This is a genomic window from Clostridia bacterium, assembly GCA_026414765.1.
Classification (GTDB): Bacteria; Bacillota; Clostridia; order Acetivibrionales; family DSM-27016; genus SKW86.
On sequence record JAOAIJ010000022.1, the window covers coordinates 114,227 to 130,720 of the forward strand.

At 36.8% G+C, this 16,494-nt stretch carries 16 protein-coding genes; all 16 read right to left on the reverse strand.

The features are described 5' to 3' along the window. Positions 1-26: 26 nt before the first annotated feature. Entirely contained in the window at positions 27-332 is a 306-nt protein-coding gene (fliE, locus tag N3I35_09540; protein ID MCX8130327.1) for a flagellar hook-basal body complex protein FliE, read from the reverse strand. A 16-nt stretch (positions 333-348) separates the two neighbouring features. After that, positions 349-795, reverse strand: a complete 447-nt coding sequence (gene flgC / locus N3I35_09545) for a flagellar basal body rod protein FlgC (GenBank protein MCX8130328.1) — start codon at positions 793-795, stop codon at positions 349-351. A 5-nt stretch (positions 796-800) separates the two neighbouring features. Beyond that, the gene (flgB, locus tag N3I35_09550) at positions 801-1,208 is read right to left on the reverse strand and encodes a flagellar basal body rod protein FlgB (protein MCX8130329.1); all 408 of its coding nucleotides are present in this window, start codon (positions 1,206-1,208) and stop codon (positions 801-803) included. 475 nt (positions 1,209-1,683) lie between these two features. Beyond that, positions 1,684-2,991 carry a methylenetetrahydrofolate--tRNA-(uracil(54)-C(5))-methyltransferase (FADH(2)-oxidizing) TrmFO gene (gene trmFO, locus N3I35_09555; GenBank protein MCX8130330.1) on the reverse strand — a complete coding sequence of 436 codons (1,308 nt, stop codon included), beginning with the start codon at positions 2,989-2,991 and terminating at the stop codon, positions 1,684-1,686. Between the two features lie 89 nt (positions 2,992-3,080). Continuing rightward, positions 3,081-5,159 carry a type I DNA topoisomerase gene (topA, locus tag N3I35_09560; GenBank protein MCX8130331.1) on the reverse strand — a complete coding sequence of 693 codons (2,079 nt, stop codon included), beginning with the start codon at positions 5,157-5,159 and terminating at the stop codon, positions 3,081-3,083. 169 nt (positions 5,160-5,328) lie between these two features. Beyond that, a complete protein-coding gene (dprA, locus tag N3I35_09565) occupies positions 5,329-6,450 on the reverse strand; it encodes a DNA-processing protein DprA (GenBank protein ID MCX8130332.1) in 1,122 nt (373 codons plus the stop codon). Between the two features lie 79 nt (positions 6,451-6,529). Then, positions 6,530-6,886, reverse strand: a complete 357-nt coding sequence (gene crcB, locus N3I35_09570; protein ID MCX8130333.1) for a fluoride efflux transporter CrcB — start codon at positions 6,884-6,886, stop codon at positions 6,530-6,532. 3 nt (positions 6,887-6,889) lie between these two features. Next, positions 6,890-7,339 (reverse strand): CrcB family protein, encoded by a 450-nt coding sequence (locus N3I35_09575; protein ID MCX8130334.1) that lies wholly within the window; start codon positions 7,337-7,339, stop codon positions 6,890-6,892. A 153-nt stretch (positions 7,340-7,492) separates the two neighbouring features. Then, positions 7,493-9,028, reverse strand: a complete 1,536-nt coding sequence (locus N3I35_09580) for a YifB family Mg chelatase-like AAA ATPase (GenBank protein ID MCX8130335.1) — start codon at positions 9,026-9,028, stop codon at positions 7,493-7,495. Positions 9,029-9,216: 188 nt separating this feature from the next. Further along, positions 9,217-11,073 carry a DUF115 domain-containing protein gene (locus N3I35_09585; protein ID MCX8130336.1) on the reverse strand — a complete coding sequence of 619 codons (1,857 nt, stop codon included), beginning with the start codon at positions 11,071-11,073 and terminating at the stop codon, positions 9,217-9,219. A 193-nt stretch (positions 11,074-11,266) separates the two neighbouring features. Then, positions 11,267-11,722 (reverse strand): transcriptional regulator NrdR, encoded by a 456-nt coding sequence (gene nrdR, locus N3I35_09590; protein MCX8130337.1) that lies wholly within the window; start codon positions 11,720-11,722, stop codon positions 11,267-11,269. A gap of 100 nt (positions 11,723-11,822) precedes the next feature. Further along, positions 11,823-12,083, reverse strand: a complete 261-nt coding sequence (locus N3I35_09595) for a YlmC/YmxH family sporulation protein (protein ID MCX8130338.1) — start codon at positions 12,081-12,083, stop codon at positions 11,823-11,825. Positions 12,084-12,268: 185 nt separating this feature from the next. Further along, positions 12,269-13,042 carry an RNA polymerase sporulation sigma factor SigG gene (gene sigG / locus N3I35_09600; GenBank protein ID MCX8130339.1) on the reverse strand — a complete coding sequence of 258 codons (774 nt, stop codon included), beginning with the start codon at positions 13,040-13,042 and terminating at the stop codon, positions 12,269-12,271. Positions 13,043-13,279: 237 nt separating this feature from the next. Continuing rightward, positions 13,280-14,011, reverse strand: a complete 732-nt coding sequence (gene sigE / locus N3I35_09605; protein MCX8130340.1) for an RNA polymerase sporulation sigma factor SigE — start codon at positions 14,009-14,011, stop codon at positions 13,280-13,282. Between the two features lie 84 nt (positions 14,012-14,095). After that, positions 14,096-14,983, reverse strand: coding sequence for a sigma-E processing peptidase SpoIIGA (gene spoIIGA / locus N3I35_09610; protein ID MCX8130341.1), 888 nt, complete (start codon positions 14,981-14,983; stop codon positions 14,096-14,098). Positions 14,984-15,318: 335 nt separating this feature from the next. Then, on the reverse strand, positions 15,319-16,416 hold the full coding sequence (ftsZ, locus tag N3I35_09615; protein MCX8130342.1) for a cell division protein FtsZ: 1,098 nt from the start codon (positions 16,414-16,416) through the stop codon (positions 15,319-15,321). Positions 16,417-16,494 lie beyond the last annotated feature (78 nt).

Here is a 16,494-nt window from a genome sequence, read left to right on the forward strand (position 1 = left end):
TATAGTTATCCCGGACATAATCAGCTCTAAATCTGTATTCTCATTATTTCGTTGTATGCATCAAGTATTTTATTCCGTATTTGCATAGTAAATTGTAATGCTACGTCAGCTTTTTCTCCGGCAATCAAAACTTCATGAATATTATCAGTTCTTCCCGAAGCAAAATCATTTGTCAACTTTTCCGCTCCCAATTGCATATCACTCACTTTATCGAGAGCATTCTTCAGATAATCTCCAAAGTTTACTTTACTGCTATCATCTTCCGCTATACTATTTAGTCCTGAACTTGAAGGAGTAAATAAATTTATCCCACCTATTTTATTTATAGCCATATTTTCCTCCTAAAAATCAGCGTCCTATTTCCAGTGCCTTCATAGCCATGCTTTTGGTAGTATTTATTGATGTTACATTTGCCTCGTAGGCTCTTGTTGCAGATATCATGTTCACCATTTCCGTAACAATATCTATATTAGGCATTTCTACATATCCGTCTTCATTAGCATCAGGATGCCCCGGATCATACACTTTTTTAAACGGTGTCTGATCTTCTACTATCCTTGCAACTCTTACACCCTTACCTTCGAAATAACGTTTGCTGTTTTCTGTCAGATAGTGCGAAAAGGGAGTACCTGAGGCGTTTCTCTCTTCAAATATTACTTCACGGCGCCTGTAAGGCGTACCGTTTTCAGTTCTTGTAGTATTTGCATTGGCGATGTTCTGTGATATAGTGTCCATTCTCAGTCTCTGAGCTGTAAGTGCTGAGGAACCAATATCAAGTGAAGAAAAGTAACCCATTTACATTATCTCCCCTCTTTAATTACAGATTTTATTTTTCTAAAATATCCGTTCAGACTCTGAACTAAAGTGTTGTATTGAATAGTGTTTTTTGCCATAGCAGCCATTTCATTTTCTATATCAACATTGTTACCGTCCAAACGGTAGTTCGTGGAATTATTTTGCTCAATAATCCGTGGAGTAACATTATCTATTTTCGTTCCACCGATAGGAATATGTTTTTTATCTGTTATTTTTCCCTTAATGCCGCTATCCATCGCATTACTGAGAAATTCTTCAAATGCTACAATCTTTCTCTTGTATCCGGGCGTATCGACATTTGCGATATTATCAGATATAGCTTCATTCCTGAGTAATGCCGCATTTAATGCCTTTTCTCTCGTTTTTGCGCCACTGAATATTTTTTCCAGCATCGGGTATACCCCCTAAAATCTACATTTGACAGATATTTTCATTATTCAGACTATTTGCTTCTACTTCATAAACACAACTATACTTAATATATATTTCGACAGATTATCATTGTTTCCTTTATACTTTAACAAATTTAATCTGTTAATTTACTCCATAAAATCTGCATTAATTCTCCTGTAGATACCGGAATACCTGTATACCGGTGATTGAATGCAAGCCTGCCCGTGTTTTGGTGTATTGACTATGCTTAATACTTTCTTATTTTCTGTTCATAAAACGCCATTATTAAAAACTATATTAACATATTTTGTCTGAAAATACAACAATATAGGGTATTATAAATACTAAAACTATCAATATGTTGTATTGATAGTTTTAGCTAAACATAAATAAATTTTAATGACGCATTGTCTTTAAGCCTAAAAAGTGCTTTATTTCACATTTTGGGTAAGAGTTTTGTAAGCCCTCAGTACTCTATATCCTGTCTGCAATTTCTTTTATTATTCCAATAGCTCTTTGCGAGATTTCAAAGTTCTTTTTCCTCTTGTCCCTGATTCTTACATCCAATCCCTGCATAATTCCGAAATTTATATTCATAGGCTGGAAATTCTTGATACTGCTGTCAGATATGTAATTACTCAAGCCACCTGTTGCAGTCGTATTCGGGAAAATTATTTCAGCCTTGTCCAGAAACTTCATCGCCGCATTAATGCCGGCTACCAGACCTGAGGAGGTTGATTCGACATATCCTTCAACTCCTGTTATCTGTCCAGCAAAATACAACCCTTCCTTATTCTTGAACCTATAAGTAGAATCAAGAAGCTTGGGTGAGTTAATATATGTATTTCTATGCATGACCCCATATCTTACATACTCGGCATTTTCAAGCCCAGGAATCAAACTGAATACTCTCTTTTGTTCCGGCCATTTTAAATGTGTTTGGAAGCCGACTATATTATAAAGTGTCCCCTCACTGTTATCCTGTCTAAGCTGCACTACCGCATAAGCTTCCTTGCCTGTGGATGGATCCGTCAATCCTACAGGTTTTAGCGGTCCGAACCGCAATGTGTCCTTGCCCCTCTTAGCCATACTTTCAACAGGCATACATCCTTCAAAGACCATATTTTTTTCAAAACCCTTCACTTCTGCTTCTTCTGCATTCACCAGTTCATTCCAAAACAACTCGTATTCTTCCTTTGTCATGGAACAATTTATATAATCCTCTGTGCCCCTTCCATACCTGGCAGCTTTATACGCTTTGTTCATATCTATGGAATCATATGTAACAATTGGTGCTGCTGCATCAAAAAAATACATGTACTCCTCTCCAGTAAGTCCGCTTATTACCCCTGACATACAGTCGGATGTCAATGGTCCTGTCGCGATTATCGTAATTGCATCCTCCGGAATATTGCATACCTCTTCGCTAATGATAGATATATTTTCATTATTCTTTATTTGGTCCGTTACCATTTTCGAAAAGCCTTCCCTGTCTACTGCCAATGCCCCGCCAGCCGGCACCCTTGTTGCATCCGCGCACTTCATAATCAGGGAATCAAGTATCCGAAGTTCTTCTTTAAGCAGGCCTACTGCATTTTCAATCTGGTCTGATCGCAGAGAATTACTGCACACCAGTTCAGCAAAGGTCTTCAGATGATGCGCAGGAGTAAACATTTTCGGCTTCATTTCATACAATCTTACTTTTATGCCTCTCCTGGCTATTTGCCATGCAGCCTCACATCCCGCCAGCCCTGCTCCGATTACATTTATATATTCAGTCATATTCACTCCTCTTTCGTACTAACTGTTCAAAAGGCGGACACACTGGTCCGCCCCCACAAAAATATTAATATAAAAGGCCTTTAAACTTCCTACTCTTGTTTTACAAAATCACAACCTTCGTTACTGCATTTCAGATTTGCCTTTTTCCCCGAAAATTTCTTCAGAAGGAAGTTTCCACACTTAGGACAATTCTCATTAACCGGTTTATCCCATGTCATAAAAGTACATTTAGGATTGTTTTCGCATCCGAAATATTTTTTCCCTCTTTTTGATTTCTTAACAAGTATCTTTCCCTCACATTTAGGGCAGTTTACCCCTGCTTCTTCGAGTATCGGTCTTGCATTCCTGCACTCTGGAAATCCGGGACATGCAAGAAACTTACCGAATCTTCCATGCTTTATGACCATATTTCTTCCACACTTTTCACAAACAATATCTGTAACTTCATCCTGAATTGTTACATGTCCGATCTGGTCGTCTGCTTTCTTCAGCTCATCAATAAACTGGGTATAAAAATCCTTCATTATTTCTACCCATTTTTTATCTCCTTCTTCGACATCATCCAGCTTCTTTTCCATTTGAGCTGTAAACTGTACATCTACAATATCTTTGAAATGGTTTTTCATTATATCAGTCACAATCTTGCCAAGTTCTGTAGGTATCAGCAGCTTTTTTTCTTTTTCTACATATCCTCTTGCCAGGATGGTAGTAATAGTTGGTGCATAAGTACTTGGACGACCTATCCCCTTCTCTTCAAGAGCCTTAACCAATGTTGCTTCTGTATATCTTTGAGGCGGTTGGGTAAAGTGTTGCTTCGGTTCCAGTTTCTTGAGGTCTACATTTTCTCCCTCTTTCAAATCCGGAATACTGACTTCGTCATCTTCCACTTCTTCATCCCTGCCTTCAATGTATAGCACCATATACCCGGCAAATCTTACTTTGGAACCATTTGACCTAAAGATATACTTATTTGCAGTAATATCTACAGATAAAGTATCATAAACCGCTGACGCCATCTGACTTGCAACAAATCTTTCCCATATTAGCTTATAAAGTTTGTATTGATCATTTGTCAAGGATTCTTTTATGGAATCAGGGTCCATGTTAATATGAGTCGGTCTGATCGCTTCATGGGCATCCTGTGATGCAGACTTGTTTTTATAGTTCCTTATTTCTTCAGGTATATATTTCTCTCCATATTTGCTTTTAATATACTCGCGCGTTTCCTGCTGGGCTTCATTAGAAATCCTCAATGAATCCGTACGTATATATGTTACCAAACCCACTGCTCCGACATTTTTAACGTCTATACCTTCGTACAGTTGTTGAGCTACCATCATAGTCTTTTTTGTAGTATACCCCAGCTTTCTTGATGCTTCCTGCTGTAGAGTACTTGTAGTAAAAGGCGGTGATGGAGCTTTTTTCTTTTCCCCGGTCTTAACTTTTTTTATGGTATAAATGCTTCCTTCAAGTTCCTTTAATATTTTATTTACCTGTTCTTCGTTCTTAAGTTCGATTTTTTCATTTTCAAGTCCGTAAAATTTTGCCTCAAAAGCAGACTTTTGGCTTTTCTTTGAAAGCTTTGCTATTAAACTCCAATATTCCTCAGGCACAAATTTTTCTATTTCTTCCTCCCTGTCACAAATCAACCTTGTAGCCACAGATTGGACTCTTCCTGCACTTAAGCCTTTCCTAACCTTTCTCCAGAGAATGGGGCTTATTTTGTAACCGACTATTCTGTCCAGCACCCTTCTGGCCTGCTGTGCATCAACAAGATCCATATCAATTTGTCTGGGAGATTTTATTGCATTTTTAACTGCATTTTTTGTAATTTCATTAAACGTAATTCTGCATTTTGCATTTTCATCTATGTTTAGAAGATTTGCCAGATGCCATGATATAGCTTCGCCTTCACGGTCAGGGTCGGTTGCAAGAAAAACTTTTTGTGCGTTTTTTGCTTCCTTTTTCAGCTTGCTTAATAGATCGCCTTTTCCTCTTATGGTAATATATTTAGGTTCAAAGTCTTTTTCTACATCAACTCCAATCTGACTTTTAGGTAAATCCCTAATATGCCCCATTGAAGCTTCGATCTTATATCCTTTTCCCAAAAACTTGCCTATAGTCTTAGCTTTAGCCGGAGACTCGACAATTACCAAATACTCTGCCATCTGATTCCTCCAAAAATTCAGCAGGCATGCCCATTTATTATAAGGTGCTTGACCTACTGCCTAATAATCTTTACTGTGCCAGAGGCACATAAATATATTAACACATTTTTTTATAAAGTCTATAGCTAACATTTTTTGCACATAAATATTTTAGTTTTCTAGCATATACCTATATTAAGCTTCTCAGTTTATATACTTTTCCCGGAAATTGTTCAATTATTCCCTTGAGTTCCATCATTACCAGTAAAGAGTTAACTGTCTGAATGCTAAACCCGGTTTTATGAGCAATTATATCAATATGTAAGGCTTCATTTTCAATTGTTTTGACAATCCCAAGTTCTTCACTGCTCAAAGCACCAAGCCGTATATCAACATTGTCCATCATGTTTTTTGATGGTCTGCTTTCACCTTTTACTATCATCATATTCAGTTCTTCTAAAATATCCTCAATACATGTGACAATTTTTGCTCCTTCCCTGATTAATCCGTTTGTTCCTCTGCTATTATGGCTTGTAATATTTCCCGGAACTGCGAATACTTCTCTTCCCTGCTCCAGAGCAAAGTCCGCTGTTATCAGCGAACCGCTTTTTTCTCCTGCCTCTATTACAACAACTCCCAGAGACATTCCGCTTATAATTCTGTTTCGCGCCGGGAAGTATGCCGGAAAGGGTTTTTCTCCGGGCAAATACTCGGATATTACAGCGCCACGATGGATTATTTCTTCCATAAGCTTCTTGTTTTCTATGGGATATGCGATATCAACCCCACAACCAAGAACCGCTATCGTGTTCCCCCCTGCCTTTAGGGCACCGGTGTGGGCATACGTATCCACTCCGCGAGCCATTCCGCTTATCACCGTTATTCCGCATCTGGATAGTTCATATGAAAGCGTGGCAGCCATTTCCAAACCATAGTTGCTTGCCTTTCTGGAACCAACAACTGCAACAGTTTTATCATTATTGATATTATTACCTTTCATATATATTACTAAAGGGGGGTCATGTATGTTTTTTAAATGTTCAGGATAGGACAAGCTTTTATATGAAATTACCTGTATACCATTTTTCTCGATTTTTTCCATATGTGATTCAATTTCGTCCCTGTGCTTTGAATCCATAAGCATTTTGACAGTGGAGATATCCATATGAAGCTCTCTTATGAGATCTCTTTCAGACATTTCCCATAAAGTTTTTGGGCTTCCGAAATGTTCAATTAACTGAATACGCTTTTTATAACGCATTCTTGGTATGATACTTAACCATACCCAGTATTTTATATCACTTTCCTGCATTCTAACCTCACTGTAAATTAACCAAATTATTGATTCACTTCAAAACATCACAAATATCCAAAACAACTTTTTATATTTTCTAAAACAGTTTACCGATCATATCTCCAAAAATAAAACCTATTAATCCGCTAACCAAAGTACCCACAATATATATACACGCATTTAGCATTTTTTTATTCGATATAAAGTTAAATCCTTCATACATAAATGTAGAAAAAGTAGTATATGCTCCCAAAAAACCGTCTGCAAGCAGCAAATATGCATTCCTTGTAATATCCAGGCTATTTACTACCCCTAAAAGTACAGCTCCCGAGATATTAACTAAATACGTAGAAAAAGGGAACCCCCCAAAATTCCTGTTTACCATTTTTTTACCGATAATAAATCTCACAAGACCACCCATCATTCCACCAAACCCCACAAACAGGTACTCCATCTGTTACACCCCGTCTTTTTTCTTACTTTCTTCCCTCATCTGCATTTTGATATCATTTTTTTTTTTTAAAGTCATTGCAAGCAACACTTGTGCTGATGTCATGCCGGCATAAACTGCTAACAACCCAAGTGCAATTGAAAGTACCGTATATAAAAATAATTCTGCATATCGGAAGCTATCGAGTAACGTAATGAATTCCTTACAAAGAGTAGAGAAAGTAGTATAAGCACCAAGGAAACCTATTGCCACACCCTGTCTCACTTCATCCCCAAGTTTAATCACATCCAGTGACAGTGCAAGAAAAAAGGCAAGTGCAAATGCTCCGGTAACATTAACTGTTAATGTATTGACCGGAAATTCACCTTTATAGTTGAAAAATTGAATATTTTTTAGTGCAAACCGGCATATTGCTCCCAAAAATCCGCCTATAGCCACAAACAGATATGATTTCATTAATTAGTTCTCCCAAATCCTAAACTACAAGTAAACCAAGATTTCTTTAAAGCATGAATGACTATATATGATCGATTATTCTTTATTATTAGGCATAATTTATTGTCCATTCATTTTAACATACTGAATTCCTGTTATCTACTAAATAACATATTACACATTCCAGAACTTTCTGTCCAGACTCCGGTACTGAATCGCTTCGGCCAGATGTTCCGGTTTGATATGTTCACTTCCTTCCATATCTGCTATTGTTCTTGAAACCTTAAGTATTCTGTTATGCGCTCTTGCACTTAAGCCTAATTTTTCAAAAGCATTTTGCAATAGCCCCTTTCCGCTTTCATCAAGCTTACAGAATCTGTTAATCAGAGCAGGTTGAAGCTGGGAATTAGAGTATATTTTCATTCCTTTATACCTATCAAGTTGAATTTTTCTTGCTCTATTTACCCGCTCTCTTATTGCTGCAGATTTTTCTTCCTCTTTCACACTGTCCAGGTCACTATACTTCACTGAAGCTACTTCTATATGAATATCCAACCTATCCAGCAGCGGACCTGAGAGGCGGCCAAGATACTGCTGTATCTGTCTTGGAGTACAAGTACATTGCTTGGATTGATCAAGGAAATTGCCACATTTACATGGATTTGCGGCAGCTATCACGGTAGTTTTTGATGGATAGCTCAGGCTCGCATTCACTCTTGAAATAGTAACAATCCCATCTTCCAAAGGCTGCCTTAGTACTTCCAGAGCGTCTTTACTAAACTCCGGTACCTCGTCAAGAAAGAGAACTCCATAGTGAGCAAGGCTTATCTCACCAGGTTTCGGATATTTCCCACCACCTATCAAACTGACTGCTGATATAGTATGATGAGGACTTCTAAATGGTCTGGAAGTTATAAGGGAAGTCTTTGGAGGAAGAACACCTGCAATGCTATAGATTTTTGTAACCTCCAACGCTTCTTCAAAAGTCATTGAAGGAAGTATGGTAGGAAGCCTTTTGGCAATCATAGTCTTGCCTGCTCCCGGTGAGCCTATCATCAGACAATTGTGTGCTCCTGATGCAGCAACTTCCAAAGCCCGCTTTACATTTTCCTGTCCTTTTACATCTGCAAAATCCAGACTATGTTCCGTATTATTACTGAACAATCCATCTATATCAATACCATACTTTGGGACTTGCTTTTCACCACTTAAGTGGCTAAATACCTCGGAAAGGTTTTTTACTGGAAGTACGTTCAATCCCTTTACAACTGCAGCTTCATCCGCATTAGCTGCCGGGAGTATCATGTTTTCAATACCTGATTGCAACGCACAAATAGCCATCGGCAGCACACCTGCAACAGGCCTGACTTCCCCGTCCAGCGCAAGTTCACCGACCATCATACAGGCTTTGATATCATTATTCTCCAGTTGTCCAGTTGCTGCGAGTATACCTATAGCAATTGGTAGATCAAATGCAGACCCTTCTTTTTTCATGTTTGCGGGAGCCAGGTTTACAGTTATCTTTCTTACAGGAAATTCTAAACCTGTGTTCTTAATAGCTGCTCTTACACGCTCCTTCGATTCCTTTACAGCAGTATCCGCCAAGCCTACAATCTCAAATCCCGGTATACCGCTGCTTATGTCAGTTTCAACTTCAATAATATAGCCATCAATTCCAACCAATCCGCAGCTATTTACTCTGGAAATCATATTTTTGACCTCACTTATGGATATTTTTCAATCTCTTTCTACATAATACTACATTATTTTCCAGTTGTATATAGGGATTTGTGTCATTTTTTGTTTATTATGTTTAAGTCATACATATTTTGAACATTACTATATATGAAAAAGACTATTGTCTCTACAGGCAATAGTCTTTTTCATATATAGTCAGTTTAATTGTTATAATACTCTCTTAATTTTTGTAAATTCTTCTTCAATATTTTGTTTTGCTGCTCCATAGCATTTACATATAAGGGTTTTGCCTCACCATAGGAACTGCACTCTTTTGTAGAACGGTCTACTTCCGCCTTTATAAGATAAAAATCTATTTCAATCAGATTCTTTAACAGTGAATTGTAAATCGGCGATCCCATTACCAGTTCCATAAGTTTGTTCAGTTGAGCAACAGCCCTGTCAAAAGCCTTTTTATCCTTTGCAGGATGATAGATTTCTCTTTTTATCAGATCAGTTATTCTAGCCTGATCTTTGGTGTAAGCCTCAAGCCTTTCAATTTCCAAGCAGACAGTTTTCTCATATTCCTTCAGCTTTTCTAGTAAACTGCTATCAAACCTGCTGTCCGAAAACTGTGTCTTTATATTTTCTAAAACAGGCTGTTCACGAAAGCTGTACCCGCAAATAACTTTTGAAAGTTCATCATTTCTGGCATGTTCTATATTCAGTCCGCCTTCAGTTGCGTTGATTATTTCCACTTTTTCTTTTACCTTTTCAAAATATCCTTCAAACCAGTTTTTCATTGTAACAAAATCACTTCTTGTAAGTATTTCTTTCCCGTAAATATCCTTAGAAGTACTATACCCCTGCTTCATTAACTCCTCTTTGTTTTTTAAAACCGGATCAGCTTCATCGCCTGCGTACAACTTTTCATTGGTAAAGGCCAGGTCTTGTCCAACAAGGATTATTGGGTTACACCCCATCTTATACAGTAAATCAAAACAGGTATTTGATACAGAAGGCCCGCTAATGAACATATTTGCTTTTACTCCTGTAATTTTTAGGAAATTGTCAGTATATATGTCTGCAGAGTAGTTCATCAGAAGCTTTGGGCCTGCATAGCTGTCTAATGATCCTTCCGCAATCTGATTTGAGTAAATAAAACAAATTTCCTTTGATTTTACCTGTCTGTGTATCTCTGCTTCACTTTCTGTCGCATCTATTCCTACCATAAAATGAGGCACTATACCTTTGTTTTCAAGAATGTTTACTGAGGTTCCGGCTGCCATAATTACACATTTATCTCTTAAATCCTTCAGTAAGTGAATATTTTTCTCAAGTGATGGACCTGCCGATACCAGAATTCCCGGTACCCCTGTAAATTTTCCAATTAGCTCCGCTGCATTTGCAGCGCCATATATCTTCTTCAGATTCTTAATATTATTATGCACCCAGAGTCCGCCATAAAACCTTTTTGTTGCAATATCAACATTAAAGTTTTCAACCTGCTTTACGAATCTACTTCTCAGTTCATCCCACTGCTGCCAGAAGATATCACCATATACTTCAAGAGGCTGGCATTGTATCCCGCCTTTTTCCGTATCCCAGAACATCACATTTAGTCTCTGCAATATGGTATCCATACTGTCATCAACATAAATCTCAGTCTTTTCGATAATAGACTCCATGTTCCTGACTTTTATTATCTGACAAAAAAGTTCTATATTAGGTTCAACCAGTATGACTTTTCTGTTTTTAAAGCTGGCAAGCAAAACTTCAATATGATAGCCAAAACCCAAACCAAAAACTATATCGGCCTTATTGGAAGGATCAATGTATTTATCAATCCAGCTGTAAGCTTGATTTATAGGATCATTGTGGTCGCATATCAAATATTCGTTACCATCACTTATAACAAGCATATTGATAATGATATCTCCATGATTTGCCAGCAGTATCCGCTCTATTTTACTGTTTAAAGGTTTATAGTGTCCGTTCAGATAAGCGTTTATCTTATTGAAAACAAATGGTTGATGCTTTTCCAGAAGTTTCATGTTTCTTTCAAATACAATAGACATTTTATCTCCATGCTCCTGTAATTTATTTACTTTAATGGCTAAATCTTTGAAGTTTAGCTTCCTATACTCAAACTTAATTTATTGTTTACTCACAATATTATCAAATACTTATTATTGTTACAACAAAAAAACGGAGGAGCACTCCGTTTTTGTTGTTGCCTTCAATATATCAATAGTCTTTGCCTGCTTTGATTTATTTATTTTTAAGCAGCTTCCTCAATTCATCCATAAATGTGTTTATGTCCTTAAACTGCCTGTATACCGATGCAAATCTTACATATGCAACTTCATCCATGTCTTTAAGGCGAGCCATAACCATTTCTCCGATTTCCTGAGAAGTGATCTCCCTCTGAAGTGTGTTATAAGCCTGGCTCTCAATTTCATCAACAAGCTTTTCCAAGTCATTTGCAGATACAGGCCTTTTTTCACAAGCCCGCAGCAATCCATTTAGCAGTTTTTCCCTGTCAAAGCTTTGTCTGGTCTTATCTTTTTTGATTACCATCAGAGGTAAACTTTCAACTTTCTCATAAGTAGTAAACCTTTTTACACATTTCGAACATTCTCTTCTTCTTCTTATAGCAGAACCTTCATCTGTAGGTCTGGAATCTATGACCTTATCCTCAACATAACCGCAATACGGACACTTCATTTGCAGCCTCCCATTTCCCCCACACTAAACGTGGATTTCTTCTTTTGTATATATTTCATTTATCGGTATATTTTAAATATACTTTACATTTTCTATCTTTTTAGTCAAAATACTTACGCATAAAGCGTTCATCCATATCAACAAGGATTATGTCTTCACCTATTTTTTTTATACTCTCCCAAGGAATAACAATTTCACTATCCTTGCCAATAATACCAAAAAGTCTTCCTGAACCAGGTAAGATAATAGCATCTAGTTTCCCGTCGTCCATATTTACATCAACATCACTTACAAATCCTAATCTCCTGCCATCAGAAACATTAATTACTTCTTTCTGTCTGAATTCCGAAGTACGGCACATAACTAACACATCCTTAAGGTAGACAATGAGCTAGAGCCAATAGATATATCCTATCAAAACTATTATATTCCATTGCCTGCTATCTTTTCTACTAATATATGCCAACTTTTTATTTATATGAAAAAAAACACCCAGAGGTGTTTTCTTTTCGTTTTCTATTGTCCACAGCCGTAATAAAGTCACTTTCATATATATTTTCTCATATGCATCAACGCTGTCTTTTCCAATCTGGAAACCTGAGCCTGTGATATCCCGATTTCCTCAGCAACTTCCATTTGTGTCCTGCCCTCAAAAAAACGTAGATTTAGTATAAGTTTTTCTCTGTCATTAAGCCTTCTCATAGCTTCCTTTAAGGATATACCTTCGAGCCAGTTTTCATCAATATTCTTTTCATCACTTACCTGATCCATAACATAAATCGCATCTCCACCGTCGTGGTAAACTGATTCGAATAATGATATCGGATCCTGTATAGCATCCAGTGCAAAAACTACATCTTCTTTGGGAATGCTTAATTCCTTGGCTATATCAGTTATTGTAGGTTCCTTGGCATTTTTGTTTGTTAGCTTCTCTTTTGCTTGTAACGCTTTATATGCTATATCTCTTAATGACCTGCTGACTCTTATGGAGTTGTTATCTCTCAAATACCGCCTTATTTCTCCGATAATCATAGGAACAGCATATGTAGAAAATTTTACATTTTGCGTAACGTCAAAATTATCTATTGCTTTTATCAATCCTATGCACCCTACCTGAAACAAATCATCTACATATTCCCCTCTGTTATTAAACCTTTGTATAACGCTTAATACCAGCCTTAAATTACCCCTGATAAATTCCTCTCTTGCCGTGGTATCACCTTTATGCATTCTTTCAAACAACTCTTTTTTTTGTTCATTTGTTAATACTGGTAATTTAGAAGTGTTTACTCCGCATATTTCTACTTTGTTGACTAGCATATATTAACCTCCCGGCAATTAATTTTGGTCAATATCATTATTGCCACGGAGGTCATTTTTATACTGAAAAAAACATAAAAAAAATTTTACCCTACACCTTGACAACCCGCATATCATCTGAAACGCAGGGTTTTTCCACATTCATGAAAAAGCGTGCGCCAAACGGTTTTTTCTCTTTTTTATTAGCAAAAAAACTACTGCTATTATTAGCAAAAGCTTACTCTTTTATTGATTCTGCTAAATAAGTCTGTTGATTTCTTTTTTTAGTCTGCTGATAATTCTCTTTTCAAGTCTGGAGATATATGATTGTGAAATACCCAGCATGTCAGCTACTTCTTTCTGGGTCCTCTCCACTCCATTAACAAGTCCGAACCTGAGCTCCATAATTTTCTTCTCTCTCAGTGAGAGTTTTTTCATCGCAACGCCTAACAATTCCTTGTCTACTTCATCTTCAATACTTCTGTATATCAGATCATTTTCTGTCCCCAGTATATCCGATAAAAGAAGTTCATTTCCATCCCAATCGATATTTAGAGGTTCATCTATAGATATTTCTGTTTTTATCCTGTTATTTCTTCTTAAATACATGAGTATTTCATTTTCTATACATCTTGAGGCATATGTTGCAAGTTTGATATTTTTAGTAGGGTTGAAAGTGTTTATTGCCTTTATCAGCCCAATAGTGCCTATTGAAATAAGATCTTCTACTCCAACCCCTGTATTTTCAAACTTCCTGGCAATATACACCACTAACCTGAGATTTCTTTCAATAAGTATGGTCTTTACTCCAAAATCACTTTTTTCAAGCTTATTTAAGAGGTAAATCTCCTCATCATTGCTAAGTGGAGGCGGAAGGGCTTCACTCCCCCCGATATAATGAACAGGAAGCTCCCTATACAGATTCAGCATTCTTAATATATTTATTACTTTTATTCTTAAAACAAATTTTACTTTCTTTATAGCATTCAAATCTTCAACCCCTTTCACAATTATTCCTGTATTTTGTATTAAGAAACATACACAAAATACAGTACACAGCTCAGTTTTTTGTATTCATGCAACCAATTCCGGATTAAGTAAGGCTTTGTATTTCTCATTATGGGAAAGTGCCCGATTGTAAATACCTACTATTACATTACTAACCCCCTTTTTTTGCTGTTCTTCACCAACCTCAACATAATCAGGTTTAAACCCAATAAGCATGCCGTTTTCCTTTCCAAGTGAAGTAAATGGTATAAGTCTAAACCTGGAAAACCAGGTTGAGTGAGATACGATGTTAGTAACACAATTAAGATCATCTTCCTTCGATTCTTCAAATATGTCTTTTATCTCTCTGGGTAATATCTCTTTTATTGCTTTGAATTCAACTACGATGACAGGAGTATTTGTAAGCGGATCATATAAAGAATTACCGGTATCAATTAACGCGGCCATATCAATTATTTTGCTTTCAAAAGATATTTTCAGAGGTACAAGCAGCTTATCCTTAACAAACCTGTATTGTATTACTTCCCAGAATATTCTGACTATAATTGCAACTGTAATTATTGATAAAAACAGCAAAGTCCATTTTGATTGCCAGAATACATATACTATACCGTTTTTTACAAACCCGCCGCCTTGATTGAAGTATATGAATGCAAACCCTGCACCCGCAAATATAAATGTTGAGATATAGAATATAGCCAATGTTTTAAAGAATAACCCCAGCTTCTCCGGAGAAAAGGCAACAGCTATTATTAATAAGGAAAGAATAACCTTTGCAAAAGCTGTATAATACATTTTCATACCGGGAAACAAAACTAATATAACTACATAAACAGCTCCAATCAAAGAAGCGGTAAATAAACGGAGACTGTTTGTTTTACTTTTAGCAAACTTTGCAGTTACTAAAAGAATCAAATAATTCATCACGATATTCTCAAGAAAAAGAATATCCAAATATATTTCCACCCAGATTACCTCGCAATCTTTATTTACAGCTTACTGGTTTATGCATACTTCCTTGACAGACAGACTCGCCACTTACCGGTTAATTAGTGGCAATGTTACGCCTTAATTATTTATATTCGGGTGCTTGTATATATATGCATATTATATTCAGTTTATGACGGGTTTTTGAAAAACTGCCTGTCCTCATCCGGTTTACAACGATTCTTCATTATTATATAGCTCTCACAACTACTATTTTGTCAAATGTCAATGTAGAAAAAGAAAAATCGTATGACAAAAAAACGCCAGGTTTGATAACAAACCTGGCGTTTTTTAAATTTATACTATTTAAATCTGTTTCTTCTTAAGAAAGTCGGTATATCTAGCTCATCTCCTGTAAATGCATTACTTTGCTGTTTTTCACTGGCTACCTGTGTATTATTGTTAACAGGTTTCTCAACAACTTTCTCTGTTTTTTTGATTATCGGCCCCTTATCAAATCCAGTAGCAATAACAGTTATAAGTAATTCATCCTTAAGATTTTCATCAATTGAAGCACCAAAAATAATGTTCGCATCCGGATCAGCTGATTTTTGAATCATTTCAACTGCAGTGTTGGCTTCAAATAATCCTAAATCAACACCGCCAGTAATATTTACCAGTACTCCTCTGGCTCCTTCTATCGAAGTCTCAAGCAATGGACTATGTATTGCCTGTCTTGCTGCTTCTTCAGCCTTGTTTTCACCTGAAGCTCTACCTATACCCATGTGTGCAAGGCCTGTATTGAACATTATGGTTCTGACATCTGCAAAGTCAAGGTTTATAAGTCCCGGTACCGCAATCAAGTCGGATATACCCTGAACGCCCTGTCTGAGAACATCATCTGCAATTCTGAAAGCATCAACCATAGAAGTCTTTTTCTCAGCAACCTGTAACAACCTGTCGTTTGGAATAGTAACAAGTGTATCGACAGCAGCTTTCAGGTTTTCTACACCTCTTTCAGCATGCTGCATTCTTTTTCTTCCCTCAAACATAAAAGGTTTTGTAACAACCCCAACTGTTAAAATCCCCATTTCTTTTGCTACCTGGGCTACTACAGGAGCAGCTCCGGTCCCGGTTCCGCCACCCATACCAGCGGTAACAAATACCATATCCGCACCTTTTATTGATTGGGCAATCTCATCTCTACTTTCATTTGCAGCTTTTTCACCAATTTCAGGGTTTGCTCCTGCACCTAATCCTTTTGTCAATTTATCCCCTATTTGGATTTTTGTATTAGCTTTAGATAAAAATAAAGCTTGTTTATCAGTATTAACTGCTATAAATTCAACACCACGAAGTCCAGCTGTTATCATTCTGTTAACAGCATTATTACCACCACCGCCAACACCTATGACCTTTATCTGGGCGAATTGTTCCATATCAATATCGAATTCCAGCAATTTTAGTCCCCCTTTATATTACTTGATCTTATCATTTGTAATATCAAATTAATCTTTATGAAAATTTTTTTGATACAA

Excerpts from the sequence above, each read along its gene's own strand:
- fliE (MCX8130327.1), bottom strand. The coding sequence starts at position 332 with ATGGCTATAAATAAAATAGGTGGGATAAATTTATTTACTCCTTCAAGT.
- flgC (MCX8130328.1), bottom strand. The coding sequence starts at position 795 with ATGGGTTACTTTTCTTCACTTGATATTGGTTCCTCAGCACTTACAGCT.
- flgB (MCX8130329.1), bottom strand. The coding sequence starts at position 1,208 with ATGCTGGAAAAAATATTCAGTGGCGCAAAAACGAGAGAAAAGGCATTA.
- trmFO (MCX8130330.1), bottom strand. The coding sequence starts at position 2,991 with ATGACTGAATATATAAATGTAATCGGAGCAGGGCTGGCGGGATGTGAG.
- topA (MCX8130331.1), bottom strand. The coding sequence starts at position 5,159 with ATGGCAGAGTATTTGGTAATTGTCGAGTCTCCGGCTAAAGCTAAGACT.
- dprA (MCX8130332.1), bottom strand. The coding sequence starts at position 6,450 with ATGCAGGAAAGTGATATAAAATACTGGGTATGGTTAAGTATCATACCA.
- crcB (MCX8130333.1), bottom strand. The coding sequence starts at position 6,886 with ATGGAGTACCTGTTTGTGGGGTTTGGTGGAATGATGGGTGGTCTTGTG.
- N3I35_09575 (MCX8130334.1), bottom strand. The coding sequence starts at position 7,339 with ATGAAATCATATCTGTTTGTGGCTATAGGCGGATTTTTGGGAGCAATA.
- N3I35_09580 (MCX8130335.1), bottom strand. The coding sequence starts at position 9,028 with ATGATTTCCAGAGTAAATAGCTGCGGATTGGTTGGAATTGATGGCTAT.
- N3I35_09585 (MCX8130336.1), bottom strand. The coding sequence starts at position 11,073 with ATGTCTATTGTATTTGAAAGAAACATGAAACTTCTGGAAAAGCATCAA.
- nrdR (MCX8130337.1), bottom strand. The coding sequence starts at position 11,722 with ATGAAGTGTCCGTATTGCGGTTATGTTGAGGATAAGGTCATAGATTCC.
- N3I35_09595 (MCX8130338.1), bottom strand. The coding sequence starts at position 12,083 with ATGTGCCGTACTTCGGAATTCAGACAGAAAGAAGTAATTAATGTTTCT.
- sigG (MCX8130339.1), bottom strand. The coding sequence starts at position 13,042 with ATGCTAGTCAACAAAGTAGAAATATGCGGAGTAAACACTTCTAAATTA.